This window comes from uncultured Oscillibacter sp. (genome assembly GCF_910584465.1).
GTDB lineage: Bacteria > Bacillota > Clostridia > Oscillospirales > Oscillospiraceae > Oscillibacter.
Map to the genome: position 1 here is coordinate 62,928 of NZ_CAJUBK010000001.1, position 24,893 is coordinate 87,820.

Annotated in this window: 31 protein-coding genes; 30 read left to right on the top strand and 1 reads right to left on the bottom strand. The window is 67.5% G+C overall.

Annotated features, from left to right (window positions below; genetic code table 11):
- Positions 1 to 76 precede the first annotated feature (76 nt).
- Both QZ332_RS00365 and nusB read left to right on the top strand, forming a co-directional pair.
- The gene (locus QZ332_RS00365; protein ID WP_295760976.1) at positions 77 to 454 is read left to right on the top strand and encodes an Asp23/Gls24 family envelope stress response protein; all 378 of its coding nucleotides are present in this window, start codon (positions 77 to 79) and stop codon (positions 452 to 454) included.
- Positions 455 to 483: 29 nt separating this feature from the next.
- Complete coding sequence (nusB, locus tag QZ332_RS00370; RefSeq protein WP_295760978.1) at positions 484 to 933, top strand: transcription antitermination factor NusB; 450 nt, start codon at positions 484 to 486, stop codon at positions 931 to 933.
- An 86-nt stretch (positions 934 to 1,019) separates the two neighbouring features.
- Here the strand turns inward: nusB and QZ332_RS00375 are convergent, their stop codons facing one another.
- Positions 1,020 to 1,292: a hypothetical protein gene (locus QZ332_RS00375; protein ID WP_295760980.1), complete on the bottom strand. Its 273-nt coding sequence runs from the start codon at positions 1,290 to 1,292 to the stop codon at positions 1,020 to 1,022.
- A gap of 94 nt (positions 1,293 to 1,386) precedes the next feature.
- On the opposite strand from QZ332_RS00375, the gene QZ332_RS00380 reads away from it, so the two are divergent.
- From QZ332_RS00380 to fmt, 28 genes are all read left to right on the top strand, one after another.
- A complete protein-coding gene (locus tag QZ332_RS00380; protein ID WP_295760982.1) occupies positions 1,387 to 1,593 on the top strand; it encodes a helix-turn-helix domain-containing protein in 207 nt (68 codons plus the stop codon).
- A 3-nt stretch (positions 1,594 to 1,596) separates the two neighbouring features.
- Positions 1,597 to 2,829 carry an exodeoxyribonuclease VII large subunit gene (gene xseA / locus QZ332_RS00385; RefSeq protein ID WP_295760983.1) on the top strand — a complete coding sequence of 411 codons (1,233 nt, stop codon included), beginning with the start codon at positions 1,597 to 1,599 and terminating at the stop codon, positions 2,827 to 2,829.
- A complete protein-coding gene (gene xseB, locus QZ332_RS00390; protein ID WP_295760986.1) occupies positions 2,811 to 3,050 on the top strand; it encodes an exodeoxyribonuclease VII small subunit in 240 nt (79 codons plus the stop codon). Before xseA ends, xseB begins: the two co-directional genes overlap by 19 nt.
- Positions 3,051 to 3,053: 3 nt before the next feature.
- On the top strand, positions 3,054 to 3,977 hold the full coding sequence (locus QZ332_RS00395; protein ID WP_295760988.1) for a polyprenyl synthetase family protein: 924 nt from the start codon (positions 3,054 to 3,056) through the stop codon (positions 3,975 to 3,977).
- Between the two features lie 25 nt (positions 3,978 to 4,002).
- Positions 4,003 to 4,869, top strand: coding sequence for a MurR/RpiR family transcriptional regulator (locus QZ332_RS00400; RefSeq protein WP_295760990.1), 867 nt, complete (start codon positions 4,003 to 4,005; stop codon positions 4,867 to 4,869).
- Positions 4,862 to 6,091: an NAD(P)/FAD-dependent oxidoreductase gene (locus QZ332_RS00405; protein WP_295760992.1), complete on the top strand. Its 1,230-nt coding sequence runs from the start codon at positions 4,862 to 4,864 to the stop codon at positions 6,089 to 6,091. Before QZ332_RS00400 ends, QZ332_RS00405 begins: the two co-directional genes overlap by 8 nt.
- 18 nt (positions 6,092 to 6,109) lie before the next feature.
- Positions 6,110 to 6,787, top strand: coding sequence for a (d)CMP kinase (cmk, locus tag QZ332_RS00410; RefSeq protein WP_295760994.1), 678 nt, complete (start codon positions 6,110 to 6,112; stop codon positions 6,785 to 6,787).
- Complete coding sequence (locus tag QZ332_RS00415) at positions 6,784 to 7,425, top strand: 1-acyl-sn-glycerol-3-phosphate acyltransferase (protein ID WP_295760996.1); 642 nt, start codon at positions 6,784 to 6,786, stop codon at positions 7,423 to 7,425. The genes cmk and QZ332_RS00415 overlap by 4 nt, the downstream gene beginning before the upstream one ends.
- Positions 7,416 to 9,377 carry a bifunctional 4-hydroxy-3-methylbut-2-enyl diphosphate reductase/30S ribosomal protein S1 gene (locus QZ332_RS00420; protein WP_295760998.1) on the top strand — a complete coding sequence of 654 codons (1,962 nt, stop codon included), beginning with the start codon at positions 7,416 to 7,418 and terminating at the stop codon, positions 9,375 to 9,377. Before QZ332_RS00415 ends, QZ332_RS00420 begins: the two co-directional genes overlap by 10 nt.
- 206 nt (positions 9,378 to 9,583) lie before the next feature.
- Positions 9,584 to 10,930, top strand: a complete 1,347-nt coding sequence (locus QZ332_RS00425) for a butyryl-CoA:acetate CoA-transferase (protein WP_295760999.1) — start codon at positions 9,584 to 9,586, stop codon at positions 10,928 to 10,930.
- A 193-nt stretch (positions 10,931 to 11,123) separates the two neighbouring features.
- The gene (locus QZ332_RS00430; RefSeq protein WP_295761002.1) at positions 11,124 to 11,621 is read left to right on the top strand and encodes a CarD family transcriptional regulator; all 498 of its coding nucleotides are present in this window, start codon (positions 11,124 to 11,126) and stop codon (positions 11,619 to 11,621) included.
- Between the two features lie 28 nt (positions 11,622 to 11,649).
- A complete protein-coding gene (ispD, locus tag QZ332_RS00435) occupies positions 11,650 to 12,381 on the top strand; it encodes a 2-C-methyl-D-erythritol 4-phosphate cytidylyltransferase (RefSeq protein WP_295761252.1) in 732 nt (243 codons plus the stop codon).
- The gene (ispF, locus tag QZ332_RS00440) at positions 12,378 to 12,872 is read left to right on the top strand and encodes a 2-C-methyl-D-erythritol 2,4-cyclodiphosphate synthase (protein ID WP_363323964.1); all 495 of its coding nucleotides are present in this window, start codon (positions 12,378 to 12,380) and stop codon (positions 12,870 to 12,872) included. Before ispD ends, ispF begins: the two co-directional genes overlap by 4 nt.
- A 35-nt stretch (positions 12,873 to 12,907) precedes the next feature.
- Positions 12,908 to 13,243: a hypothetical protein gene (locus tag QZ332_RS00445; protein WP_295761004.1), complete on the top strand. Its 336-nt coding sequence runs from the start codon at positions 12,908 to 12,910 to the stop codon at positions 13,241 to 13,243.
- Positions 13,244 to 13,332: 89 nt separating this feature from the next.
- Complete coding sequence (locus tag QZ332_RS00450) at positions 13,333 to 13,584, top strand: DUF3343 domain-containing protein (protein WP_295761006.1); 252 nt, start codon at positions 13,333 to 13,335, stop codon at positions 13,582 to 13,584.
- A complete protein-coding gene (locus QZ332_RS00455; protein WP_295761008.1) occupies positions 13,581 to 14,714 on the top strand; it encodes an aminotransferase class V-fold PLP-dependent enzyme in 1,134 nt (377 codons plus the stop codon). The genes QZ332_RS00450 and QZ332_RS00455 overlap by 4 nt, the downstream gene beginning before the upstream one ends.
- 164 nt (positions 14,715 to 14,878) lie before the next feature.
- A complete protein-coding gene (gene cdaA, locus QZ332_RS00460; RefSeq protein ID WP_295761011.1) occupies positions 14,879 to 15,751 on the top strand; it encodes a diadenylate cyclase CdaA in 873 nt (290 codons plus the stop codon).
- Between the two features lie 2 nt (positions 15,752 to 15,753).
- Entirely contained in the window at positions 15,754 to 17,073 is a 1,320-nt protein-coding gene (locus tag QZ332_RS00465) for a YbbR-like domain-containing protein (protein WP_295761013.1), read from the top strand.
- Positions 17,074 to 17,106: 33 nt separating this feature from the next.
- A complete protein-coding gene (locus tag QZ332_RS00470) occupies positions 17,107 to 17,517 on the top strand; it encodes a SoxR reducing system RseC family protein (RefSeq protein WP_295761015.1) in 411 nt (136 codons plus the stop codon).
- Positions 17,517 to 18,398 (top strand): DUF5685 family protein, encoded by an 882-nt coding sequence (locus tag QZ332_RS00475; RefSeq protein ID WP_295761017.1) that lies wholly within the window; start codon positions 17,517 to 17,519, stop codon positions 18,396 to 18,398. The genes QZ332_RS00470 and QZ332_RS00475 overlap by 1 nt, the downstream gene beginning before the upstream one ends.
- Complete coding sequence (locus QZ332_RS00480; RefSeq protein WP_295761019.1) at positions 18,395 to 19,006, top strand: DnaJ domain-containing protein; 612 nt, start codon at positions 18,395 to 18,397, stop codon at positions 19,004 to 19,006. The genes QZ332_RS00475 and QZ332_RS00480 overlap by 4 nt, the downstream gene beginning before the upstream one ends.
- Positions 19,007 to 19,026: 20 nt before the next feature.
- Positions 19,027 to 19,908 carry a YicC/YloC family endoribonuclease gene (locus QZ332_RS00485; protein ID WP_295761021.1) on the top strand — a complete coding sequence of 294 codons (882 nt, stop codon included), beginning with the start codon at positions 19,027 to 19,029 and terminating at the stop codon, positions 19,906 to 19,908.
- Positions 19,909 to 19,910: 2 nt separating this feature from the next.
- The gene (locus tag QZ332_RS00490; protein ID WP_295761023.1) at positions 19,911 to 20,150 is read left to right on the top strand and encodes a DUF370 domain-containing protein; all 240 of its coding nucleotides are present in this window, start codon (positions 19,911 to 19,913) and stop codon (positions 20,148 to 20,150) included.
- Positions 20,147 to 20,743 carry a guanylate kinase gene (gmk, locus tag QZ332_RS00495; protein ID WP_295761025.1) on the top strand — a complete coding sequence of 199 codons (597 nt, stop codon included), beginning with the start codon at positions 20,147 to 20,149 and terminating at the stop codon, positions 20,741 to 20,743. The genes QZ332_RS00490 and gmk overlap by 4 nt, the downstream gene beginning before the upstream one ends.
- 59 nt (positions 20,744 to 20,802) lie before the next feature.
- Entirely contained in the window at positions 20,803 to 21,000 is a 198-nt protein-coding gene (gene rpoZ, locus QZ332_RS00500) for a DNA-directed RNA polymerase subunit omega (protein ID WP_295761027.1), read from the top strand.
- Between the two features lie 10 nt (positions 21,001 to 21,010).
- A complete protein-coding gene (gene priA / locus QZ332_RS00505; protein WP_295761029.1) occupies positions 21,011 to 23,455 on the top strand; it encodes a primosomal protein N' in 2,445 nt (814 codons plus the stop codon).
- Positions 23,456 to 23,466: 11 nt separating this feature from the next.
- Positions 23,467 to 23,964, top strand: a complete 498-nt coding sequence (gene def, locus QZ332_RS00510) for a peptide deformylase (RefSeq protein ID WP_295761031.1) — start codon at positions 23,467 to 23,469, stop codon at positions 23,962 to 23,964.
- Positions 23,964 to 24,884: a methionyl-tRNA formyltransferase gene (gene fmt / locus QZ332_RS00515; RefSeq protein WP_295761034.1), complete on the top strand. Its 921-nt coding sequence runs from the start codon at positions 23,964 to 23,966 to the stop codon at positions 24,882 to 24,884. Before def ends, fmt begins: the two co-directional genes overlap by 1 nt.
- Positions 24,885 to 24,893 lie beyond the last annotated feature (9 nt).

Sequence of the window (24,893 nt, forward strand, 5' to 3'; positions counted from 1 at the left end):
GCGAGGTATGATCGGAACGATACCCGCCGTGGGATGGATGCCCATTTCACGAAGGAAGGACGAAGGAGAGTACAGCATGGCCGAGAGCAAGGAATACATGACCCTGCCGGAGGAGAACGGCAGCATCAACATCTCGGAGGAGGTCATCGCCGCCATCGCCGTGGGCGCGGTCCGGGAGGTGGAGGGCGTCTCCGGGATGATGACGAACATGGGCGGCAGCGTCACCGACCTGGTGAACAACCGGAAGAACGCCCAGAAGAGCGTCAAGGGCGTGAAGATCGACATGACCGGCGCGGCGCTGGTCCTGGACCTGTATCTGACCGTGCGGTACGGACACCCCATCCCCGAGGTGGCGGGCAGCGCCCAGAAGGCCGTGGCCTCCGCCGTGGAGGCCATGACCGGTTGCGCCGTGGAGGCGGTGAACATCCACGTGGGCGGCGTGACCCTGAATTGATGGACGAATGATGGAGGACGGGAAGGCTTATGGTACGGAACACCGCCCGGGAGATCGCCATCCATCTCTCTTATGAATCCAGCTTCACGGACAAGGGCGTGGAGGAGCTGCTGGACCAGCGGCTGACGGCGGCGTCCTTCGCCTCCCTGGCGGAGGAGGACGACCTCTACCGGGAGGCCCCCAACGCCAAGCAGGCGGAGTATATCCGCCGCCTGGTCCGGGGCGTGTGGGAGCACGGCGCAGAGCTGGACGGGTACATCGGGAAGTACGCCAAGGGATGGAAGTTCTCCCGGATCCCGCTGGTGGCCTCCGCCATCATGCGTGTGGCGATGTACGAGGTGATGTACATGCCGGACGTGCCCAACGCCGCCGCGATCAACGAGGCGGTGGAGATCGCCAAGAAGTATGAGACGCCGGAGACGGTGAAGTTCATCAACGGCATCCTGGGCAGCTTCTCCCGGCAGGAGCTTTCGGAATGAAAACAGCAGAGCGGGCATGGGGAGAGGACCATGTCCGGCTCTGCTTTTTCCCGTGGGGGCCGCCGGGCGGCGGAGGGGGGCCCGCGTCAGCCCTGCGGGCCGGCGGTCCCCGTCCCGGGGGAGCCGGAGGGCCCGCCGTGGTCCCTCGGCGTCCGGGGCGTCAGGCCCTCGCTGGTGCGGAAGCCCAGGAGGAACGCCTGGATCGCCGTGAACTCCAGGGCGTGTTTCAGGTTGATGCGGGCGGCGGGCGACAGGTCCTTTTCCACGAGGTGGAAATGAGGCTCGTATCCGTCTTTTTCCACGGCGTCGATCTGGGGGCGGATGTAGTTGGCGTAGAGCCAGAGCATGAAGTCCGACATAGTGAGCACTCTCCTTTGATCGAATCGATGGGGCACGAGATCGATTTCGCAAGCAAAGGATAACATGAAATCCGTTTCGTGTCAAGGAGTTGTCATGGATTTTTCAGAAAGATTGCGGGCCCTGCGGGCCGAGCGCAAAGAAACGCAGGTGCAGGCGGCGGCGGCGGTCGGGATGACCTCCCGCCAATACCAGGGGCTCGAGGGCGGGACCAGCGTACCGAACTTCCATAATCTCTGCGCCCTGGCGGACCACTTCGGCGTGAGCCTGGACTACCTGGCCGGGCGCACCGACGAGAGGTGAGCCATGGAGCAGCCTATTTTCGGCGTGTCCGAGGTGAACCAGCTGGTCAAGCAGCTGCTGGACGGGGAGCCCATGCTCCAGGGCATCTGCGTCCGGGGCGAGGTGTCCAACTATAAGATGTATCCCTCCGGGCACCACTACTTCACCTTGAAGGACCCGGGAGGGGCCCTCCGCTGCGTCATGTTCCGGGGGCAGGCGTCGAGGCTCCGCTTCCGCCCGGAGAACGGCATGGAGGTCATCGCCCAGGGGCGGATCGCCGTCTTCCCCCGGGACGGGGCCTATCAGCTGTACTGCGACGCCCTGACCCCGGTGGGGGCGGGGGACCTGGCGGCGGCCTTCGAGCAGCTCAAGGCCAAGCTCTATGCCGAGGGCCTCTTCGACCCCGCCCACAAGAAGCCCCTGCCGCCTTATCCGGAGAGGATCGCCATCGTGACCTCCGCCGCCGGGGCGGCGGTCCACGACATGATCCGCATCCTGCGGCGGCGCTGGCCGCTGACGAAGGTCGTCCTCCTGCCCGTCCGGGTCCAGGGGGCCGAGGCCCCGCCGGAGATCGCGGGGGCCATCCGCTACGCCGACCGGTGGAAGGTCGGGGACGTGATCGTCACGGGCCGGGGCGGCGGGTCCATGGAGGACCTGTGGGCCTTCAACGACGAGCGGGTGGCCCGGGCGATCTATGACGCCGGACTGCCCGTGATCTCCGCCGTGGGCCATGAGCCGGACGTGACCATCGCCGACTTCGTGGCGGACGCCCGGGCGTCGACCCCCTCCAACGCGGCGGAGATCGCCGTGCCGGACCAGGAGGCGATGCGGCAGTGGCTCCGGGGCGCGTCGGCGCGGCTGGAGCAGAGCGAGTCCGCCCGGCTGGCGGCCCTGCGGCAGAGGCTGGAGGCGCTGGCGGGGAAGCGGGCCCTGCGGGACCAGCTGGCCTATGTGCAGGACAAGCGCATGGACCTCGTCCACGTCCAGCAGCGGCTGGGGGACCTGTCGGCGGGGCTGGTGGCCCGGAAGGGCCGGCAGCTCTCCGTCCTGGGGGCGTCGCTGGACGCCATGAGCCCGCTGAAGGTCCTGGGCCGGGGCTACGCCGTGGCCCGGGGGGCCTCGGGGGAGATCCTGCGCTCCTGGCGGGACGTGGAGCCCGGCGGACGGGCCGCCGTGACCCTGGGAGAGGGCGGGTTCCTTTGCACGGTGGATGAGCCTTATGAAAAGGAGGAGCCGGTATGGCCGCGAAAAAGATGACGTTCGAGCAGCAGATCGCCCGGCTGGAGGAGATCGTCTCCGCCCTGGAGCAGGGGGACGTCCCATTGGCGGGCTCCCTGGCCCTCTTCGAGGAGGGGACGAAGCTGATCGCCGCCTGTTCCAAACAGCTGGACCAGGCGGAGCAGCAGGTCGTGAAACTGATGAAGGGCCCCGACGGCGCGCCGGTGGAGTTGCCCTTCGAGACGGCGGAGGAGGTCTGAGGGATGGAGTTTCAGCGGGAACTGGAGACGGCCCGGCAGATGGTGGAGGCCCGGCTGGCGGGGGCCTTCCCCGGCGGAGGGCTGGAGGAGGCCATGCGCTACAGCCTCCTGGCCGGGGGGAAGCGCATCCGGCCGGTGCTGACGATGAAGTTCTGCGAGGCCGCAGGGGGGACCATGGAGGAAGCCCTGGACTTCGGCTGCGCCGTGGAGATGCTGCACACCTATTCCCTGATCCATGACGACCTGCCCTGCATGGACGACGACGACCTGCGCCGGGGCAGGCCCACGAACCACAAGGTCTACGGCGAGTGCGTGGCGACCCTGGCGGGCGACGCGCTCCAGGCGGCGGCGTTCCGGACGATCTTGTCCGGCGCGGGTCCCGTCCGCGGCGGCGGGGAAGGGACCGGGGAGCAGGCGGCCGAGATCATGGCGGAGGCGCTGGCGGCGAAGATCCTGGCCAACGCCTCCGGGGAGCTGGGCATGTGCGGCGGGCAGTATCGGGACACCCTCGGGGACGGGGGGCCCCGCACCGCCGAGGACCTGACCGAGATCAACGATAAGAAGACCGGGGCCCTGCTCCGGGCGGCGTGCATGATGGGCGTGGCCGCCTCTATGGGCCGCCGGGAGGTGGACGGGGCCTGCATGGACGCCGCCCGGGAGTACGCGACGGCCCTGGGCCTCGCGTTCCAGATCCGGGACGACGTCTTGGACGCCGTCTCCACGAGGGAGGAGCTGGGCAAGCCCATCGGCTCCGACGAGGCGAACCGGAAGGCCACCTATGTGACGCTGCTGGGTGTGGAGGCCTGCGAGGAGCGGGTCCTGGGATACACCGCCCTGGCGAAAAAGGCGCTGGGCCGCTGCGCCTGGGCGGGGGACATCGCGTTCTTGCTGGAGCTGGCGGATCGGCTGGCGGTCCGGAAGAACTGACCGGGGGCCCGGAGGGGGAGAGACCATGGCAAAGGATATCCTGTGTTCCCTGGAGCGGGGGATGGACGGCTTCTCCAAGGGGCAGAAGCGCATCGCCGCTTACATCCTGGAGAACTACGACAAAGCGGCCTTCATGACCGCCAGCCGCCTGGGGAAGCTGGCGGGCGTCAGCGAGTCCACCGTAGTGCGCTTCGCCTCCGAGCTGGGCTATGACGGCTATCCCAGCATGCAGCGGGCCCTGCAGGACATGATCCGCAGCCGCCTGACCTCCACCCAGCGCATCCAGGCGGCGGGGGACCTGTTCTCCGGCCAGGACGTGCTGCCGGCGGTGATCCAGTCCGACATCGACAAGCTGCGCCAGATGATCAGCCACCCCAACCAGAGCGAGTTCGACCGGGTGGTGGACAAGATCGTGGCCGGCCGGCACATCTACATCCTGGGCGTGCGCTCGTCCTCCTTCGTGGCGGGCTACCTGCATTTCTACATGCACCTGCTGACGGAGAACGTGACGCTGATCCAGTCCAACGCGGCGGGGGAGATGTTCGAGCAGATGCTCCGCATGGGGCCGGGGGACGTGATGATCGCCATCAGCTTCCCCCGGTATTCCAGGGTCACGATCAACACGGTGAAGTTCGCCCGGGACCGGGGGGCCGGCATCATCGCCATCACGGACAACGAGCTCTCCCCGGTGTACCGGCTCTCCGACGCGGCGCTGCTGGCGCCCTGCGAGATGATCTCCTTCGTCGATTCCATGGTGGCGCCGCTGTCGCTGATCAACGCCCTGCTGGTGGCCCTGTCCAACCGGGCGGGGGCCGACGTCTCCTCCACCTTCGCGGAGCTGGAGGACATATGGAACGCCTACGGCGTGTTCGGGAGGGCGGACGATGAGTAGGGCGGTCGTGACGATCGGCGGCGGGGCCGCCGGGATGATGGCCGCGCTGTCGGCGGCGGAGCGGGGGGCCTCCGTGACGCTGCTGGAGCCCAACGAGCGCCTGGGCAAGAAGCTGAACATCACCGGCAAGGGCCGGTGCAACGTGACCAACGCCGCGGAGCTGGAGGAGCTGATGGCGAACGTCCCCCGCAATGGGAGATTCCTTTACAGCGCCTTCTCCCGCTTCGATGCCCGGGACGCCATGGCCTTTTTCGAGGACCTGGGCGTGCCATTGAAGACGGAGCGGGGGGGCCGGGTGTTCCCGGTGAGCGACCGGGCCTTCGACGTCAGCGCCGCGCTGGAGCGGAGGCTGCGGGCGCTGGGCGTGCGGATCGTCCGGGACCGGGCGCTGGCCCTGGAGGCGGAGGAGGGCGTCCTCCGCGGCGTCCGGGGGGAGCGGGGGGCCTACCCGGCGGACGCGGCGGTCCTGGCCACCGGCGGGGTGTCCTATCCCGCGACCGGCTCCACCGGGGAGGGCCACCGCATGGCCGCGGAGGCGGGGCACACGGTGACGCCCCTGCGGGGATCGTTGGTCCCCCTGCGGGACTTTGGCGTCGGGAAGGGCCTGCAGGGCCTCAGCCTGCGGAACGTGGGGCTGACGGTGTACGAGGACAGCCGGAAGATCTACGAGGACTTCGGGGAGCTGGTCTTCACCCACTTCGGCCTCAGCGGGCCGGTGATCTTGTCGGCCTCCGCCCATATGCGGCGCTTCGGGGAGCGGGCCTATCACCTGGAGATCGACCTGAAGCCCGCCCTGGACGAGCGGGCCCTGGACCGCCGGCTGCTGGGGGACTTCGAGAGGTACTGCAACCAGGACTTCTGCAACGCCCTGGACGACCTGCTGCCCAAGAAGATGATCCCGGAGATCGTCCGGGCCTCCGGCATCGACCCCCGGCAGAAGGTCCACGATATCACGAGGGAGCAGCGCCGGGGCCTGCTCCGGGTCTTGAAGCGGTTCCCCGTCGTCATCGCCGGCCCCTGCCCGGTGACGGACGCGATCGTGACCTCCGGGGGCGTGGCGGTCAAGGAGATCGACCCGGCCACGATGGAGTCGAAGCTGGTGCAGGGGCTGTGCTTCGCCGGGGAGATCATCGATGTGGACGCCTACACCGGCGGCTTCAACCTGCAGATCGCCTGGTCCACCGGGCGCGCTGCCGGGATCTTCGCGGCAGGAGAAGGATGATAAGATCGGAGGTCTCTCATGAGTACGGTTCGTGTTGCCATCGACGGCCCCTCCGGCGCAGGGAAGAGCACCCTGGCCCGCGCCGCCGCCGCCCGGCTGGGATTTTTATATGTAGACACCGGCGCGATCTACCGGACGATCGGGCTCTACGCCCGGGACCGCGCCCTCAGCCTCGACGGCGGGGACGCAATCGGAGCGGCGCTGCCCGGGCTCCGGGTGGAGCTGCGCTATGACGAGGCCGGGCAGCAGCGGATGTTCCTGAACGGCCGGGACGTCAGCGGCGAGATCCGCCGGCCGGAGATCTCCCGCTACGCCTCCGCCGTCTCCGCCCTGCCCGTCGTCCGGGCCTATCTGCTGGAGAAGCAGCGGGAGCTGGCCCGGGAGGACAGCGTCGTCATGGACGGCCGGGACATCGGCACGGTGGTCCTGCCGGACGCGGAGGTCAAGATCTTCCTCACCGCCTCGGCGGAGGTCCGGGCGGAGCGCCGCTGCCGGGAGCTGGAGCAGCGGGGGACGCCCCAGCCCTTCGAGGAGGTCCTCCGGGACATCGAGGCCCGGGACCATCAGGATACCCACCGCGCCGCCGCGCCCCTGCGGCAGGCGGCGGACGCGGTGCTGCTGGACACCTCGGCGCTGGACTTCCGGGAAAGCCTGGAGGCCCTGCTGGACATCATAAAGGGAAGGATGGCCGTATGAGACCCTTCAACCGTCTGTTCATCTTCATCTACTATGTGGTCGGCTTCGTCACGTCCATCCTGCACCCCACGTCCGTGGAAGGCATGGAGGGCCTGCCGGAGAGCGGCGTGCTGCTCTGCCCCAACCACGCCAGCAACTGGGATCCCATCCTGGTGGCGCTGCGGCTGCCCATCAACTACCGCCTCCACATCATGGCGAAGGAGGAGCTGTTCGAGAACCCGCTCCTGGGCTGGCTCCTGAGGAAGGTGGGGGCCTTCCCCGTCAGTCGGGGGAACAACGACATCAATGCCGTCAAGCAGTCCATCCAGGCCCTGAAAGACGGCGACAACCTGCTGATCTTCTCCGAGGGCACCACGATCCATGACGGCATCGGCTATGCCGACGGCCTGCCGGCCCATGCCAAGGCGGGGGTCGCCATGATCGGCGTCCGCACCGGGGCCACGCTGGTGCCGGTGTTCGTGGACGGGGAGAAGAGGCCCTTCCGCCGGACCCGCATCATCTTCGGCAAGCCCTACGAGCCCCGGTACACCGGCCGGCGGGGCACGGCCGAGGAGATGCAGAAGATCGCCGACGATCTGCTGGAGCGGGCCTATGCCTTAGGCGGCCAGGCCGTGGGGGGGAAGCCGCTGTGCAGGTGATCTTAGCGGAGAGCGCCGGGTTCTGCTACGGCGTGCGCCGGGCGGTGGAGCTGGCGGAGGAGACCGCCAGGGAGACGGGCGGCTGCTGGATGCTGGGGGACCTCATCCACAACCGCTATGCGGTCGAGGGGCTGAGGAGGCTTGGCGTCCAAAAGACGGCAAGCCCGGACGCTTTACATCCCGGGGACACGGTCATCCTCCGTTCCCATGGGGAATCGAAGCAGGTCCTGGACGGACTGGAGGCCAAAGGCGTCCGCTGTGTGGACGCGACCTGCCCGAACGTCCGCCGCATCCAGACCCTGGCGGCCCAGGCCGAGGCGGAGGGCCGGACCCCCGTCATCATCGGCGACGCGTCCCATCCGGAGGTGGCGGGGATCGCCAGCCGGTGCCGCCGCCCGCGGATCTTCAGCGGGCCGGGCGAGGTGGAGGCGTGGCTGCGGGACGAGCCGGAGGCGCGGGAGGGGCCCCTGACGATGATGGCCCAGACCACGTGCATTCGTGAACTTTTTGAAACTTCTTGGAAAATCGTAAAAAAAGAGTGTACAAACGCAAAAAAATTTGATACAATATGTACCGCTACGCATAAGCGTCAGTCTGAAGCGGCCATCCTCGCCGCGAAAGCGGACGTCATGGTCGTGGTAGGGGACCGTAAAAGCGCCAACACCAAACATTTGACGGAAATTTGTAAGGAGAGATGCCCCCGTGTGCTCCAGATCGAGGATGCGGACGAGCTCCCGCCGGATTTTTTCAGTGGTTGTTCTGTTGCGGGCCTTACGGCCGGTGCTTCCACGCCAGCGGGCATTATTAAGGAGGTATATGCAGCCATGAGTGAAGAGATCAGAGCGGTGGAGAACAACGAGGAGTCCTTTGAGGAACTGCTGAACCAGTCCTTCAAAACTTTAAATACAGGAGAGAAGGTGACCGGCATCGTCACCGCCATCACCCCGACAGAGGTGCAGGTGGACGTGGGCGCCAAGCAGGCGGCCTACATCAAGTTCAGCGAGCTTTCCGACGACCCCGGCGCCAAGCCGGAGGACGTGGTGAAGGTGGGCGACGAAATCGAGACCTACATCGTCCGCGTCAACGACGTGGAGGGCTATGCCGAGCTCTCCAAGAAGCGGCTGGACGCCGTGAAGGTCTGGGAGAACATCGAGCAGGCCGTCGAGGAGAAGACCGTGATGGAAGGCACCGTCACGGAGGAGAACAAGGGCGGCATCGTGGTGTCCGTCAAGGGCGTGCGGGTCTTCGTCCCCGCCTCCCAGAGCGGCCAGCCCCGGGGCGCGGACCTGTCCGCCATGAAGGGGCAGAAGGTCCAGCTCCGCATCACGGAGGTCAACCGTGCCCGCCGCCGCGTGGTGGGTTCCATCCGCTCCGTGTCCGATGAGGCCCGCCGGGCCGCCCAGGAGGAGATCTGGGCCAACATCGAGGCGGGCAAGCGCTATACCGGGACCGTGAAGTCCATGACCAGCTACGGCGTGTTCGTCGACATCGGCGGCGTGGACGGCATGGTACATATCTCGGAGCTGAGCTGGAGCCGCATCAAGACCCCCTCCGAGGTGTGCAAGGTCGGCGACACCATGGAGGTCTACGTGATCTCCTACGATCCCGAGAAGCGGAAGATCTCCCTGGGCGTCAAGGACCACAGCGTGGATCCCTGGCAGGTCTTCATGGACAAGTACGCGGTCGGCGACGTGGCCTCTGTCCGCGTGGTCAAGCTGATGACCTTCGGCGCCTTCGCCGAGGTCGTCCCCGGCGTGGACGGCCTGATCCACATCTCCCAGATCGCGGACCGCCGCATCGAGAAGCCGGAGGACGTGCTGTCCGAGGGCCAGATCGTGGACGCCAAGATCACCGCCGTGGACGAGGAGCGGAAGAAGATCTCCCTGTCCATCCGCGCCCTGTTGGCCCCCTCCGTGGAGGAGCCCGGCGAGGACGGCGGCATGGAGGAGTGAGCCTCCCCCAGGCGAGCGGCATGAGCGAAGGAGCGGGCCCCCACGGGCGCGCTCCTTTTTTTCAAAAAATATGTTATTTTTTTCACGTTTGGCATTGCAATATTTTCCAAGAGATGTTATACTATCGAACGTAGATGTCATACGACAGGAAGCGGCCCGTCGTTTCACGGGGAAACAGAAAATCATCAGATGTGGAGGAATCGACTATGAGCTATCAGGAGGAATACCGGCAGAAGCTGACTACCGCGGAGGAGGCGGTCAAGGCCGTCAAGTCCGGCGACTGGCTGGACTACGGCTGGACGGTCTGCTCTCCCAACGCCCTGGACAAGGCCCTCGCCGCCCGGATGGGGGAACTGAAGGACGTGAACATCCGGGGCGGCATCCTGACCCGCCGTCCCGCCATCTTCGACGTGCCGGACGCCGCCAGCCATTTCGCCTGGAACTCCTGGCACATGAGCGGCATCGAGCGCAAGGCCATCAAGGAGGGCTTCGCTTACTACATCCCCCTGCGCTATTCCGAGCTGCCGGGGCTCTACCGGGACTGCATCAAGACCCTGGACGTGGCCATGTTCCAGGTGGCCCCCATGGACGCGCACGGATGGTTCAACTTCGGCCCCGGCGGCTCCCACCTGAAGGCCGTCTGCGACTGCGCCAAGACCATCATCGTCGAGGTCAACCGGAACATGCCCGTCTGCCTGGGCGGGTTCGAGAACTGCGTACATATCAGCGAGGTGTCCATGGTCGTGGAGGGGGAGGATCCCCCGATGGAGACCCTGGGCGGGGCGGGGGCCGCTTCCGAGGTGGACCTGGCCGTCGCGAACCTGGTGGTGCCCGAGATCGAGGACGGCGCCTGCCTCCAGCTGGGCATCGGCTCCATGCCCAGCGCCATCGGCAAGATGATCGCGGAGTCCGACCTGAAGGACCTGGGCGTCCATACCGAGATGTACGTCGACGCCTTCGTGGACATGTCCAAGGCGGGCCGCATCACCGGCGCCTGCAAGCCCTTCGACCGGGGCCGGCAGACCTATGCCTTCGCCGCCGGCACGCAGAAGCTCTATGACTTCCTGGACAACAACCCCGAGTGCATGGCCGCGCCGGTCAGCTATGTCAACGACATCGCCCGGGTGTCCCAGATCGACAAGTTCACCTCGATCAACGGCGCGGTGGACATCGACCTTTACGGCCAGGTGTCCTCCGAGTCCTCCGGCATCAGCCACATCTCCGGCGCGGGCGGCCAGCAGGACTTCGTCATGGGCGCTTACCTGGCCAAGGGCGGCAAGAGCTTCATCTGCTGCTCGTCCTCCTTCCTGGACAAGAAGACCGGGGTGCTGAAGTCCCGCATCCGGCCCACCCTGGTGGAGGGCTCCGTGGTCACCGCCACCCGGACGAACCTCCATTGGATCGTGACGGAATACGGCAAGTTCAACGTCAAGGGCAAGTCCACTTGGGAGCGGGCCGAGGGCCTGATCTCCATCGCCCATCCCCAGTTCCGGGAGGAGCTCATCGCCGAGGCGGAGAAGATGCACATCTGGCGGCGGTCGAACAAGCGCTGAGCCACCGTTCTTTGCGGGGCCTCTGCTGTGTGGTGTTTGTCTCATCGGAACTTCGTTGGACAGCAGTCCCTTCCCAGGGCAGTCTTAGCACGGAATCGAGGAAAGAGCACGGAATCTGTAACTGGCATGGAACCGAGCGGATCGAGAGGCAGACGACACAGCGGCAGGGGCCGCGACAGAGAAAGGGGTGTCCATGTTCCAAATCGGGGACCTGATCGTGCATCCCATGCACGGTGCGGGTATCATCGATGATGTGGTCAAGGAGAAGGTGGCAGGCACGACGAAGGAATACTATGTGTTCAAAATGCCGGTAGGCGGTCTGGTGCTGAAGATCCCCACCGCCAACTGTCAGGCCATCGGCATCCGGTCCATCATCTCTCCAAAGGAGGCGGAGGCGTTCTTCGCCGGTATCCCCGCCTTGGAGGTAGAAGCGAACGCCAACTGGAACAAACGTTATCAGGAGAACCTCCTCCGGCTGAAGAGCGGGGACCTCAACGAGGTGGCCCGCGTGGTGAAGGGCCTGATGCGGCGGGACTCCCGCCGCGGGCTGTCCACGGGGGAGCGGAAGATGCTCCACAGCGCGAAGCAGATCATCATCTCGGAGATCGCGCTGGTGGAGGGCTGCGCGTATCAGGACGCGGAGGACCGGCTGGACCGGGCGGTGATGCAGAAGCCGCCGGTCCCGCAGTGACGCCGCCGGGGAGGAGAGGGAGGCCGTGATGCTGCCGTTTTTGAAAAAAGTACGGGAGGCCCGCCGGCCCCGCTGCACCGCCCTGGTGGCCGCGGCAGGCAGCTCCAGCCGGATGGGCGGCGTGGATAAGCTGCTCCAGCCGCTGGACGGCGTGCCGGTGCTGGCGCGGACGCTGACGGCGCTGCAGCTGGCCGCCGGGGTGGACGAGATCGTCATCGCCGCCCGGGAAGAGGACATCCTGGAGTTCTCCCAGCTCTGCCGGACCTATGGAATCTCGAAGTGCTCCAAGGTCGTCCGGGGCGGGGAGAGCCGGGCCCATTCCGTGCTGCTGGCGGCGCTGGAGGCCTCGCCGGAGGCGGAGCTCCTGGCGGTGCAGGACGGCGCCCGCCCGCTGGTGACGCCGGAGCTCATCGACCGTGTGATCGCCGCCGCCGCCCGCTGCTCCGCCGCCGTGCCCGCCGTGCCGGTGAAGGACACCGTCAAGCTCTCCCGGCAGGACGGCGCGGTGGAGGAGACCCTGGAGCGGGGGCGGCTCCGGGCCGCGCAGACGCCCCAGGTCTTCGAGGCCAGCCTGCTGAAGGCGGCCCTCCAGTCCGCCCTGGAGCAGGGGGCCCCCGTCACCGACGACGCCTCCGCCGTGGAGCGCCTGGGGAAGACGGTCTTCCTGGTGGACGGAGGAGAGGAGAACCTGAAGATCACCACGCCGCTGGATCTGGCGGTGGCGGAGGCCATCCTGCAGGGACGGGAGGGAGCGCGATGACGGCGCTGCGCATCGGACACGGTTACGACGTCCACCGCCTGGAGGCGGGCCGGAAGCTGATCCTGGGCGGGGTGGACATCCCCTGGGAGAAGGGGCTGCTGGGCCACTCCGACGCCGACGTGCTGGTCCACGCGGTGATGGACGCCCTGGCCGGGGCGGCCCGGCTGGGGGACATCGGGAAGCTGTTCCCGGACACGGACCCGGCCTATGAGGGCATCTCCAGCCTGGAGCTGCTGAGAGAGGTCGGGCGCCTCCTGAGGGAGCGGGGCTTCGCCGTGGCGGACATCGACGCCACGCTGCTGGCCCAGGCGCCGAAGGTCGCCCCCTATAAAGCCCGGATGGCGGAGAACATCGCCGGGGCCCTCGGCATCGAGGCGGAGCGCGTCAACGTCAAGGCCACCACCGAGGAGGGCCTGGGCTTCACCGGGGACGGCTCCGGCATGGCGGCCCACGCCGTGGCGCTGGTGGAGAAGGAGGGGCCGATCCTATGAGACGGCAAAAAGTTTCTTTTTTAACTTTATCGCTTATGACGCTGGTTTTGCTGGCCACGCCGGTTTTGGCCCTGGACTTCGCCTCCCGGCGGGGGAGTCCTACGACAGATGTTTCCATTGAAAACCTAGCCATAGAGGATGACCATTTCTCCATGACGGCAAGCCAGGAGAGAAAAAGTGCCACGACATTCCGCCGGGCCAACTGGGAAATAGAGGATGACACGTTGTATATCACCCTGTTCAGCGGGCTGGTCCGGGGTGGCTACTGCCAGGATGAACTGAATGTCGACATTGAGAACGATGCCCTGCGGGAGGTCCGGCAGGTCTGTCTGCGGGACCGTTCCTTTTCCAGGCTCATATACTCCAGATAGCGTTTTGCGCCCCGCCCTCCGGCGGGGCTTTCCCGTGCCCGCACCTTTCTCCGCGATCCCCATAGGATAGGAGGAAAGGAGGAGTGTTTGTGGAGCACTATATCATCCTTGCCCGCTCCGTCACCTACGCCCAGCGGATGCAGAAGTCCCTGGGGCGGGCGGGCATCCGCTGCCTGATCTTCCGGCCTCCCAGAGACCTGACGGACCTGGGCTGCGCCTACGCCGTGCGCGTCTCGATCCCCGACCTGCCGGGAGCGCTGGCCGCCCTGCGCCGGGACGGCCTGGGCCCCGTTCAAATATTCATCTACCAGCAGGGCCGATATGAGGAGGTGGAGCCATGATCTATCTCGACAGCGCGGCCACCAGCTTCCAAAAGCCGCCCGCCGTCGCCGCCGCCATGTGGGAGGCCCTGGCCTCCATGAGCTCGCCGGGGCGGGGGGGCTATCCCGCCGCCGCCAAGGCCGCGGATACGGCCTTCCAGTGCCGCTCGGAGCTGGCGGAGCTCTTCGGACTGCGGGACCCGGAGCAGGTGGTCTTCACCCTGAACGCCACCCACGCGCTGAACATCGCCATCAAGAGCCTGGTCCCGCCGGGCGGGGAGGCGGTGATCTCCGGCTATGAGCACAACGCCGTCACCCGGCCCCTGGCCGCCTTGGGGGCGAAGATCTCCGTGGCCGCGGCCCCGCTCTTCGAGCCGGAGGCCGTGACACGGGCGTTCGCGGAGCGGATCGGCAAAGATACCGCCGCCGTGGTGTGCAGCCATGTGTCCAACGTCTTCGGATTCATCCAGCCGGTGGAGGAGATCGCGGAGCTGTGCCGGAGCCGGGGCGTGCCCTTCATCATCGACGCGTCCCAGTCCGCGGGGGTGCTGCCCCTGGACATGACGGCCCTGGGCGCGGCGTTCATCGCCATGCCGGGGCACAAGGGGCTCTACGGCCCCCAGGGCACCGGCGTCCTGCTCTGCGGCGAGGGGGCCCCCACCGGGCCGCTGCTGGAGGGCGGCACCGGCAGCCAGTCCATCCAGCAGCAGATGCCGGAGTTCCTGCCGGACCGGCTGGAGGCCGGGACCCACAACATGCCGGGGATCGCGGGCCTGCTGGCAGGGGTCCGGTACGTCCGGGGCCGGGGGCTGGATAAGATCTTGGACCATGAGAAGTGCCTGACCTGCCTGGCGGTCCGGGGCCTGGAGACCGTGCCCGGCCTGCGGCTCTATGCCTCGCCGGGGCTGCGGGATCAGGCGGGCGTGCTGTCCCTGACCGCGGAGGGGATGGACGCGGAGACCCTGGGCGGGGCCCTGGCGGAGCGGGGGATCGCCGTCCGGACGGGCATCCACTGCGCCCCCTTCGCCCACCGCACGGCCGGGACCCTGGACACCGGCACGGTCCGCCTCAGCTTCTCCGACTTCAACACGGCGGAGGAGGTGGAGCGGCTGATCCCCGCCTTCCGGAGGGCCCTGTACGGATCTTTCTGAACAGTCCGTGAATTTTCCGGTAATTTTCCCTTGGATTACCTTGCTTTTTGGACGTAGGTCCTATATAATCTATAGTATTCGTGACCTGACGCCGGGCAGGGCTCCCGGCAGGACCGGGACGGCCGCTGCGGGAGCGGCCGGGGGAAAGGGATGACGAGGGCAAAATGAACGTGACGCTGAGCGAGCTGTTCACCACCATCGGCCGGTATCTGCTGACCATCGAGGCGGCGGATGTCCTGGATATCGCCATCATGGTGTTCGCTCTTTACAAGGTACTGACCCTGGTGCAGACCACCAAGGCCGCCAGCCTGCTGAAGGGGCTGTTCGTCTTTTTGGCGATGCTGCTGCTGAGCTACCTGTTCCACCTCAACGGCATCTACTACCTGCTGAGCCGGATGGTGGAGATGGGCGTGCTGGCCCTGATCGTCCTGTTCCAGCCGGAGATCCGGCGGATCTTGGAGGAGATGGGCAGCCGCCGCATCCTGGCCCTGTTCACCCGGACGGAGAACGCCAGCGTCCTGGAGCAGGCCGTGGAGCAGACCGTGCTGGCCTGTTCCGAGATGTCCCAGTCCCGCACCGGCGCGCTGATCGTGTTCGAGCGGGAGATCCTGCTGGACGATCTGGTCCGCAGCGGCACGATGCTGGACGCGGCGGTCTCCAGTGAGCTGCTGAAGAACATCTTCTTCGTCAAAGCGCCCATGCACGACGGCGCGGCGATCGTCCGCCATGGGCGGGTGCTGGGGGCGGGCTGCATGCTCCCCCTGAGCAAGAACGTGAACCTCTCCCGGGACCTGGGGATGCGGCACCGTGCCGGCATCGGCATGAGCGAGAACTCCGACGCGGTGGTGGTCATCGTGTCGGAGGAGACCGGCTCCATCTCCGTGGCCACCGGCGGGATGCTGAAACGGCACTTGAAGCCGGAGACCCTGGATAACCTCCTGCGGAACGAGCTGCTTCCGCAGGAGGAGACCGAGACGGACAAGCAGAAGTTCCGTCTCCCGGGCCTGCTGCGCTCCAGGAAGGACGGAGGTGCGTGACCATGGAGAACGGGAAGGCGGGGCGGCGCAGGCTCTTGTACCTGCTGCTGTCCATCCTGGTGGCCTGCGGCATCTGGCTCTATGTGGACCTGAGCAGCGGCCGGACGGTGACCCAGGAGTTCCAGGCGATCCCCATCGAGTTTTTGTATGAGAGCACCCTGACGGACCGGGGGCTGATGCTGGTGGAAGACGGCACGGACATGACCATCGACCTGAAGCTGTCGGGCACCCGCTGGCTCATCTCCGCCCTGGACCGCTCCGATATCCGGGTGACGGTCAGCCTCTTCGACGTGACCAGCGCCGGGGAGCAGCGGATCAACTGGAACGTGAGCTACGCGGACTCGAAGTTCAACCCCCCGGCCATCCAGACGGAGAGCGCCAGCATCCGCATGGCCACCGTGAACATCAGCGAGCTCTACAGCCGGACCATCGACGTCAGCTGCGAGCTGGTGGGCAACGTGGAGGAGCCCTATTCCGCCGGACAGGTCCAGCTCTCCCACACGGCGGTGGAGGTCCGGGGCCTCCAGGAGGACATCGACCCCATCCGCTACGCCAAGGTCACCCTGGACATCGGCGAGAGCGCGGTGGAGACGGTCTCCAGGGATCTGGAGCTCCAGTATTACGACCAGAGCGGCCAGCTTTTGGACAAGTCCGACATCCATCCCAACGTAGAGCTCATCCGGGCGACCCTGCCGGTGTTCGTGACGAAGGAGCTGCGGCTGGCGGTCGAGTTCGTCGACATGCCCGGCGCGCGTCTGCGGAACACGGACTATAAGATCGACCCCGAGACCATCACCGTCTCCGGCGACGCGGCCCAGCTGAAGGATGTGGAGACGCTGTTCCTGGACCGCTACGAGCTGGCGGAGCTGGGCACCACCGCCTCCGAGAGCTACACGACGACCAACTATCCCATCATCGTGCCCGACGGCTGCCAGAACATCAGCGGCGTCACCCGCGCCGCCCTGCGCATCCGCTTCAAGGACATGACCAGTGCGGTCATCGATACGGAGGACATCTCCTGGCTGGACCTCCCCGAGGGGAAGCGGGTGGAGATGATGACCTCCAGCCTGCCGGTGAAGGTCTTCGGCACCGAGGCGGACGTGGCCGCCCTGACGGGGGAGGACATCGCCGTGACCGTGGACCTGGGCGACTACTCCGCCGCCTCCGGCACCTACACGGTCCCGGCGCAGGTGAGCGTCCGCAAGGGCGACATCGGCGTCAGCGGGACGTATCAGATCCAGGTGACCATCCGGGAGGGCGGCGAGGAGCCGCCGCAGGAGGACGGGACGCCCGAGGAGGACGGCCCGGAGGCAGAGGGGTGACGGCCCGGCGGAGGGCTGAGTTTGGAGGGAATCATGACACAGATCGCGACCGTCGAACGGATCTTGGACCCCGGCCACGCGGAGATCTCCGTCCCCCGGAAGTCCGCCTGCGGGCATGACTGCGAGGAGTGCGCCGGATGCGGTGTCTCCGGCGCGGCGGTCCACGCCAGGGCGGCGAACCCCATCGGCGCGTCCCCCGGACAGAAGGTGGTGGTGGAGAGCAGCACGGAGAAGATGCTCCGCATCGTCGCCCTGGTGTATCTCATCCCGGTGGCCCTGTTCTTCCTGGGCTACTTCGCCGCCATGGCGGTGACGGCCAGCGTGGCGGCGCAGTACACCGCGGCGGTCGTGGGCTTCCTGCTGGGGATCCTGGCGGCGATCGGGTATGACCGCCGCCTCCGGGCCAGGGGGGGGCTGTCCTTCACCATCGTCCGGCTGTTCTGATGTTCGGCTACGTCAGGCCGGTCCGGGACCTGCCGGAGGAGGAGCGCAGGCGCTTCGGCCGGGCCTACTGCGGCCTCTGCCACGCGCTGGGGGAGCGGTACGGGACGGCGGCTCGCTTCATCTTGAACTACGACTTCACCTTCCTGGCCATCCTGCTCTCGGGACGGGAGGAGGGCCCCATCCGCCACGGCCGCTGCATCGCCCATCCCGTCCACGGGCGGGACCGGCTGGAGACCAGCGAGGCCCTGGCCCTGGCGGCGGACGAGAGCGTGATCTTGGCCTATTGGCAGGCGCGGGACGGCGTGGAGGACCACGACTGGCTCCACGGCCTGCGGTACCGGGGCGCCTCGGCCGTCCTGGAGCCCGCCTACCGCAAGGCGGCGGAGGCCCGGCCCGGTTTCGACGCGTCCACGCGGCGGCAGCTCGGTCTGCTATCGGAGCTGGAGCGGGGACGGTGCCCGTCCATGGACCGGGCGGCGGACACCTTCGCCACGCTGCTCCAGGGGGCCGCCCAGGCGGTGGACGAGCCCGTGCGGCGGCGGGTGCTGGAGCAGATGCTCTATCACCTGGGCCGCTGGGTCTATCTGGTCGACGCGGCGGACGACTTGGAGCAGGACGCCGCCGCCGGGCGCTATAACCCTGTGGCCCTGCGCTATGGGCTGGCGGAGGGCGTTTGGACGGAGGAGGGCCGCGTGAGCTTCGCCGCCACGCTGGACCACTCCATCCACATGATGGCCACCGCCTTCGAGCTGTGGGATTTCGGCGTCTGGACGCCGGTTTTGGAAACGACCCTCTATACCGGCCTTTTCCGCGTGGGGAAGGCGGTGCTGGACGGCACCTTCCACGGCAGGGGGGACAAGAGAGGAACAGATCAGACATGAACGATCCCTATCAGGTGCTTGGCGTCTCAGAGAGCGCCACGGACGAAGAAGTCAAGCGGGCGTACCGGGACTTGGCGAGGAGATACCACCCGGACAACTACCACGACAATCCCCTGGCCGATCTGGCCCAGGAGAAGATGAAAGAGATCAACGCCGCCTATGAGGAGATCAACCGGCGGCGCAGCGGCGGGGGCAGGACCGGCGGCGCGTCCGCCGGCTCCGGCTATGCCGGAGGCTGGCAGCGGCAGTACGGCCCGGGGGGCTCCTCGGTCCTCCAGCAGGTCCGCGCCGCCATCCAGATGGGCGACCTCGCCCGGGCGGAGGCTTTGCTGGACAACGTCCCGGACCGCGGCGCGGAATGGAACTTCCTCAAGGGCGCGGTGTGCTACCGGCGGGGCTGGATGGACGAGGCTTTGCGGCACTACCAGACCGCCTGCCAGATGGATCCCAACGATCCGGAGTACCGGCGGGCGCTGGACATGATGCGCAGCGGGTCGCCCTACCGCGCGGGGGGAGAGCCCTTCGGGACGCTGTGCGCCGGGAACCCCTGCCTGACCCTGTGCTGTGCCTATACGCTTTGCAACGGCGGCTATTGCTGCTTCATCTGACCGTGAGGGGGAGATCTGTTTTGATCAAGAGCATGACCGGCTATGGCCGGGCGAGAGAGACGCGGAACAGTCGGGATATCACCGTGGAGGTCCGGGCGGTCAACAACCGCTACCTGGACTGCACGGTGAAGATGCCCCGACTGTATATCTTTGCCGAGGACGCGCTGAAGCGGCGGGTCCAGCGGGCGGTCTCCCGGGGGAAGGTGGACGTGTTCGTCACCGTGGACGCCTCCGCCGCCGGGGCGACCAAGGTGGCCGTGGACCGGGAGCTGGCGGGGCAGTACGCCGCCGCCCTGGACGAGCTGGCGGGGATCTGCGGATCCACGGCCTACAAGGTCACGCCCGAGGTCCTGGCCCGGTTCCCGGACGTGCTGACCGTCACCAAGGCGGACGAGGACCTGGAGGCCGTCAGCGCGGACCTGTGCGCCGTGCTGGACACGGCCCTGGCCGCCTTCAACGAGATGCGGGGCGTGGAGGGGGCCCGCCTGGCGGCGGACATCGAAGAGCGCCTGCGCGCCATCGAGGCTCACACCGGCACGGTGGAGGCCCGCTCCCCGGAGACCGTGGCGGAGTACCGGGCCAAGCTCACTGCCCGGATGCAGGAGGTGCTGCAAAGCGCCACCATCGACCCCCAGCGGATCTTGACCGAGGCCGCGGTCTACGCCGACAAGGTGGCGGTGGACGAGGAGACCGTCCGCCTGCGGAGCCATACGGCCCAGCTGCGGGCCATGCTGGGGTCCACGGAGCCCATGGGACGGAAGATGGACTTCCTGATCCAGGAGGTCAACCGGGAGGCCAACACCATCGGCTCGAAGTGCAGCGACGTGTCCATCGCCCAGGTGGTGGTGGAGCTGAAGGCCGAGGTGGAGAAGATGCGGGAACAGGTGCAGAACATCGAGTGACTATGGAGTTCATCGATATCGGGTTCGGGAGCCTGGTCTCCCGGGAGCGGGTGGTGGCCATCGTCGGCCCGGACTCCGCCCCCATCCGCCGCATGACCCAGGAGAGCCGGGAGCGGGGGATGCTCATCGACGCCACCTATGGCAGGAAGACCGCGTCGATCTTCGTCATGGACAGCGACCATGTGATCTTATCGGCCCTGCCGCCGGAGGCCTTCGGCGCGGGGGAAAAGGAGGAAGCATGAAAAAGGGGAAGACGTTCATCGTATCCGGGCCCTCCGGCGTGGGGAAGGGCAGTGTGCTGAAGGTGCTGCTGGAGAAGAGGGAGGACGTGTACGTCTCCGTCTCCGCCACCACCCGCCAGCCCAGGCCCGGAGAGGAAAACGGTGTTCATTACCATTTCCTGGACGTGGACACCTTCCACGAGTGGATGGCCCAGGACGCGTTCCTGGAATACGCCGAGTACGTGGGCAATTTCTACGGCACGCCCAAGCGCTTCGTGGACGAGGCCATGGAGGAAGGGCGGGATGTGATCTTGGAGATCGACGTGCAGGGCGCGCTGCAGATCGCGCAGAAACGGCCGGAGGCCGTCCTCATCTTCATCGCCCCTCCCAGCTGGGAGGAGCTGGAGCGCCGGCTGAACCTCCGCGGCACCGACAGCCCGGAGAAGATCCAAAAGCGGCTGCTGCGGGCCAAGGTGGAGTGCCGGACCGCCGGCGCGTATCACTATTTCGTCATCAATGACACGATCGAGGCCGCGGCCATGGAACTGGACGCCATCATGACGGCGGAGCACTGCCGTTCCATGGACCGCATGGAGATCATCAGCGGCAAGTGACCGCCATATATCTTATCATCCAGAAAGGGAGCTGATCCATCATGATGCTGTATCCTGCTATGAGCAAGCTCAATTCCTATATCCCCAACCGCTATATGCTGGTGAACGTGGTGGCCCGCCGGGCCCGCCAGATCGCCGAGGAGGCCGAGGCCTCCGGCGCCCATCTGGACGAGAAGCCGGTGACCCTGGCCATCCACGAGGTGGCCGACGGCAAGCTCAGCGCCGGCGGCGTGGAGCTGGCCGCCGAGGAGGCGTGACGCTCACGGCATGGAGACCGCGGCCATCGTGAAAGTGGCGGTCAGCGCCGCGCCCTATCACATCGATAAACCCTATGACTATCTGGTCCCCGGGGAGATGGAGGGGCTGGCGGTCCCCGGCGTCCGGGTGACGGTGCCCTTCGGCCGGGGGAACAAGCTGTCGGAGGGGGTCGTCCTCGCCAGGGGCGAGGGGCCGAAGGTCCGGGGGCTGAAGGCCCTCTCCGCCGTGCTGGACCGAGAGCCGGTGCTGGGCGGCGAGGAGCTGGCGCTGGCCCTTTGGATGCGCCAGCGGTATTTCTGCACCATGTTCGAGGCGGTGAGGGCCATCCTGCCGGCGGGGCTGTGGTACCGGATCCGGGAGATCTGGCATCTCCGGGCGGAGCTGGACCCGGAGACGGCCAAGGCCGCCGCGGGGGGCGTCCGCCGCGGGGCCGAGATCTTGGAGGAGCTGTCGCGCGCCGGCGGCTCCGCCGGGCTGGAGGCCCTGCGGGACGCCTGCGGCGGGGAGGTCCTCCCGGCCCTCCGGGCGCTGGAGGAGGCGGGGGCCGTCTGGCATGAGACCGCGGCGAAGCAGAAGGTCTCCGACAAGACCCGCCGCATGGCGGAGCTGGCCCTCAGCGTCGAGGAGGCCCTGGCCCTGACGGAGAGGAAGCGCCGCTCCTCGCCCGCCCGGTATGAGGTCGTCAAGCTCCTGGCCGCGAACGGGAAGACCTCCTGCGCGGAGATCGCCTATTTCACCGGCGCGTCCATGAGGACGCTGAAGGGGATGGAGAGAGCGGGGCTGGTGGCCTTCTCCGAGGCGGAGGAGCTGCGGATCCCGCCGCCTGCCGGTGTGGAGCCGGGACCGCCCATCGTGCTGAACGGGGAACAGCAGGCCGCGTTCGAGCAGCTCCGCGGACTGGCGGAGGCGGGGCAGGCCGCCGGCGCGCTCCTGCGGGGCGTCACCGGCAGCGGGAAGACCCAGGTCTATTTGCGGCTGGTCCAGGAGATACTGTCCAAAGGGAAGACCGCCATCGTCCTGGTGCCGGAGATCGTGCTGACGCCGCAGATGATGGAGAAGTTCTCCTCCTACTTTGGGGAGGGAGCGGCCATGCTCCACAGCGGCCTGCGCATGACGGAGCGCTGCGATCAGTGGAAGCGCATCCGGCGGGGAGAGGTCCGGGTGGTGCTGGGCACCCGCTCCGCCATCTTCGCCCCCCTGCGCGATCTGGGGATCGTCATCCTGGACGAGGAGCAGGAGGGCAGCTACCGCTCGGAAGATCCGCCCCGGTATCACACCCGGGACGTCGCCAAATATCTCTGTGCCCGGGACAAAGCGCTGCTGGTCCTGGGCTCCGCCACGCCGTCCGTCGAGACGGCCTGGGCGGCGCAGGAGGGGCAGTACCACCAGGCGCTGCTCCGCCGCCGCTACAATGAGCAGAGCCTGCCCCAGGTGATCGTCGCCGACCTCCGCCGGGAGATCAAGGCCGGGAACCCCGGTCTGATCGGGGCGGACCTCCGGCGGGAGCTGGAGCGGAACCTCCGGGACGGGGAGCAGAGCATCCTGTTCCTGAACCGCCGGGGCAGCAGCCGGATGCTGCTTTGCGGGGAGTGCGGCCATGTGCCGGAGTGCCCCCGATGCAGCGCCCCGCTGACTTACCACTCGGCCAATGGGCGGCTGATGTGCCACCACTGCGGCCACTCCCAGCGGAGCTTCGACGCCTGCCCGGCCTGCGGCGGCATCATGAAGCATGTCGGGACGGGCACCCAGAAGGTGGAGGAGGAGCTGGCGGGCCTGTTCCCCGGCGTGGGGATCTTGCGGATGGACGCGGACACCGCGTCGGAGGGCCATGAGAAGCTGCTCCGCCGGTTCCAGCGGGAGCGGATCCCGATCCTCCTGGGCACCCAGATGGTGGCCAAGGGCCTGGATCTCGAGGGGGTGACCCTGGTGGGGGTCCTGGCCGCCGACCTCTCGCTGTATCTGGAGGACTACCGGGCGGCGGAGCGGACCTTCAGCCTGCTGACCCAGGTGGTGGGCCGGGCGGGCCGGGGCAGCAAGACCGGCCGGGCCGTCATCCAGACCTATACGCCGGGGAACGACGTGATTCAGTGCGCCGCCCGGCAGGATTACGACCGCTTCTATGACAGCGAGATCCGCCTGCGGCGGCTGCGCCGTCTCCCGCCCTTCGCGGACCTGTTCACCCTCACCATCTCCGGCCCGGAGGAGGGGGCGGTGCTGCGGGCGGCGATCGGCGTGCGGGACGCGCTGCGCCGGCGCTTCGGGGACGGCGAGGTGCTGGGCCCGGCCCCCGCCCCGGTGCTGAAGGTCAACAACCGCTACCGCTACCGCGTCCTGCTGGTGGGCAGGAACGACAAGGAGACACGGGAGGAGATCGCCGGGCTGCTGCGGGCCTTCGCCGGGGACCGCGCCAACCGTGGGTCCAATATTTTCGCGGAGTGCAACGCCGCGGAGTAGGAGGTTCAAAGATGGCATTGCGTAAGATCGTGGTGCAGGGGGAGGACTGCCTGAACAAGACATGCCGCCCGGTGACGGATTTCAACCGCCGTCTGCATATACTGATGGACGATCTGGTGGAGACGCTGGCGGAGGCCGGCGGCGCGGGACTGGCGGCGCCCCAGGTGGGCATCCTCCGGCGGGCCTGCGTGGTCATGGACGAGGAGACCGAGGGATATATCGAGCTGGTGAACCCGGAGATCGTCGCCCGGAGCGGGGAGCAGACCGGCCCGGAGGGCTGTCTCAGCGTCCCCGGCAAGTGGGGGCTGGTCACCCGGCCCAGCTATGTCCGGGTCAAGGCCCAGGACCGGGACGGCCGCTGGTTCGAGATCGAGGGCGAGGGCCTGATGGCCCGCTGCTTCTGCCACGAGCTGGAGCACCTGGACGGCCATCTCTACACCGAGCACATCGAACGCTTCCTGACCGATGAGGAAGTGGAGGGATACTTCAAACAGGAGGAGGGCGGCTGATGCGGATCGTCTTTATGGGCACGCCGGAGTTCGCCGTGGCCTCCCTCCGGCGGCTGGTGGAGGACGGGCATGAGATCTGCGGCGTCCTGACCCAGCCGGACAAGCCGAAGAACCGCGGGCATAAGCTGATGCCAACGCCTGTGAAGGAATATGCCCTTACGAAGGGGCTGACGGTCTCCCAGCCTGCGTCCCTGCGGGACGGGGAGGCCCTGGCGCTGGTCCGCTCCCTGAGGCCGGAGCTGATCGTGGTGGCGGCCTATGGCAAGCTGCTGCCGAAGGACATCTTGGACGTGCCGCCGCTGGGGGCCGTCAACGTCCACTCCTCGCTCCTGCCCAAGTACCGGGGGGCGGCCCCCATCAACTGGGCGGTGCTGGACGGGGAGGCCGAGACCGGCGTCTCCATCATGTATATGGAGGAGGGGCTGGACACCGGGGACGTGATCTTGCAAAGATCCACGCCCATCGGGGAGACGGAAGACGCCCAGGCCCTCACCGCCCGGCTGGCGGAGCTGGGGGCGGAGGCGCTGTCGGAGGCCGTGGAGGCCCTGGCCCGCGGCACGGCCTCCCGGACGCCGCAGGACCACGGACAGCACACCTATGCCCCCATGCTGAGCAAGGAGCTGTCCCCGGTGGACTGGGGCCGTCCCGCCCATGAGATCGGCTGTCAGGTCCGGGGGCTGATCCCCTGGCCCTGCGCCACCACCGATATCGTGAGCGGCGAGGAGATGAAGCTCTATGCCGTTTCGGAGACCGGGGAGGGGACGGAGGCCCCCCCGGGGACCATCGTGTCCGCGGGGAAGCAGGGGATCGGCGTGGCCTGCGGCGACGGGAAGGTCCTCCGGGTGACGGAGCTCCAGGCCAAGGGCGGCAAACGGATGTCTGCCGCGGCATATTTATTGGGACATCCCATCCAACGATGAGATTCGAGG

What these genes read in the sequence shown, in the direction of transcription:
- QZ332_RS00365 (WP_295760976.1), top strand. Translation starts at nt 77, where the DNA reads ATGGCCGAGAGCAAGGAATACATGACCCTGCCGGAGGAGAACGGCAGC.
- nusB (WP_295760978.1), top strand. Translation starts at nt 484, where the DNA reads ATGGTACGGAACACCGCCCGGGAGATCGCCATCCATCTCTCTTATGAA.
- QZ332_RS00375 (WP_295760980.1), bottom strand. Translation starts at nt 1,292, where the DNA reads ATGTCGGACTTCATGCTCTGGCTCTACGCCAACTACATCCGCCCCCAG.
- QZ332_RS00380 (WP_295760982.1), top strand. Translation starts at nt 1,387, where the DNA reads ATGGATTTTTCAGAAAGATTGCGGGCCCTGCGGGCCGAGCGCAAAGAA.
- xseA (WP_295760983.1), top strand. Translation starts at nt 1,597, where the DNA reads ATGGAGCAGCCTATTTTCGGCGTGTCCGAGGTGAACCAGCTGGTCAAG.
- xseB (WP_295760986.1), top strand. Translation starts at nt 2,811, where the DNA reads ATGGCCGCGAAAAAGATGACGTTCGAGCAGCAGATCGCCCGGCTGGAG.
- QZ332_RS00395 (WP_295760988.1), top strand. Translation starts at nt 3,054, where the DNA reads ATGGAGTTTCAGCGGGAACTGGAGACGGCCCGGCAGATGGTGGAGGCC.
- QZ332_RS00400 (WP_295760990.1), top strand. Translation starts at nt 4,003, where the DNA reads ATGGCAAAGGATATCCTGTGTTCCCTGGAGCGGGGGATGGACGGCTTC.
- QZ332_RS00405 (WP_295760992.1), top strand. Translation starts at nt 4,862, where the DNA reads ATGAGTAGGGCGGTCGTGACGATCGGCGGCGGGGCCGCCGGGATGATG.
- cmk (WP_295760994.1), top strand. Translation starts at nt 6,110, where the DNA reads ATGAGTACGGTTCGTGTTGCCATCGACGGCCCCTCCGGCGCAGGGAAG.
- QZ332_RS00415 (WP_295760996.1), top strand. Translation starts at nt 6,784, where the DNA reads ATGAGACCCTTCAACCGTCTGTTCATCTTCATCTACTATGTGGTCGGC.
- QZ332_RS00425 (WP_295760999.1), top strand. Translation starts at nt 9,584, where the DNA reads ATGAGCTATCAGGAGGAATACCGGCAGAAGCTGACTACCGCGGAGGAG.
- QZ332_RS00430 (WP_295761002.1), top strand. Translation starts at nt 11,124, where the DNA reads ATGTTCCAAATCGGGGACCTGATCGTGCATCCCATGCACGGTGCGGGT.
- ispD (WP_295761252.1), top strand. Translation starts at nt 11,650, where the DNA reads ATGCTGCCGTTTTTGAAAAAAGTACGGGAGGCCCGCCGGCCCCGCTGC.
- ispF (WP_363323964.1), top strand. Translation starts at nt 12,378, where the DNA reads ATGACGGCGCTGCGCATCGGACACGGTTACGACGTCCACCGCCTGGAG.
- QZ332_RS00445 (WP_295761004.1), top strand. Translation starts at nt 12,908, where the DNA reads ATGACGCTGGTTTTGCTGGCCACGCCGGTTTTGGCCCTGGACTTCGCC.
- QZ332_RS00455 (WP_295761008.1), top strand. Translation starts at nt 13,581, where the DNA reads ATGATCTATCTCGACAGCGCGGCCACCAGCTTCCAAAAGCCGCCCGCC.
- cdaA (WP_295761011.1), top strand. Translation starts at nt 14,879, where the DNA reads ATGAACGTGACGCTGAGCGAGCTGTTCACCACCATCGGCCGGTATCTG.
- QZ332_RS00465 (WP_295761013.1), top strand. Translation starts at nt 15,754, where the DNA reads ATGGAGAACGGGAAGGCGGGGCGGCGCAGGCTCTTGTACCTGCTGCTG.
- QZ332_RS00470 (WP_295761015.1), top strand. Translation starts at nt 17,107, where the DNA reads ATGACACAGATCGCGACCGTCGAACGGATCTTGGACCCCGGCCACGCG.
- QZ332_RS00475 (WP_295761017.1), top strand. Translation starts at nt 17,517, where the DNA reads ATGTTCGGCTACGTCAGGCCGGTCCGGGACCTGCCGGAGGAGGAGCGC.
- QZ332_RS00480 (WP_295761019.1), top strand. Translation starts at nt 18,395, where the DNA reads ATGAACGATCCCTATCAGGTGCTTGGCGTCTCAGAGAGCGCCACGGAC.
- QZ332_RS00490 (WP_295761023.1), top strand. Translation starts at nt 19,911, where the DNA reads ATGGAGTTCATCGATATCGGGTTCGGGAGCCTGGTCTCCCGGGAGCGG.
- gmk (WP_295761025.1), top strand. Translation starts at nt 20,147, where the DNA reads ATGAAAAAGGGGAAGACGTTCATCGTATCCGGGCCCTCCGGCGTGGGG.
- rpoZ (WP_295761027.1), top strand. Translation starts at nt 20,803, where the DNA reads ATGAGCAAGCTCAATTCCTATATCCCCAACCGCTATATGCTGGTGAAC.
- priA (WP_295761029.1), top strand. Translation starts at nt 21,011, where the DNA reads ATGGAGACCGCGGCCATCGTGAAAGTGGCGGTCAGCGCCGCGCCCTAT.
- def (WP_295761031.1), top strand. Translation starts at nt 23,467, where the DNA reads ATGGCATTGCGTAAGATCGTGGTGCAGGGGGAGGACTGCCTGAACAAG.
- fmt (WP_295761034.1), top strand. Translation starts at nt 23,964, where the DNA reads ATGCGGATCGTCTTTATGGGCACGCCGGAGTTCGCCGTGGCCTCCCTC.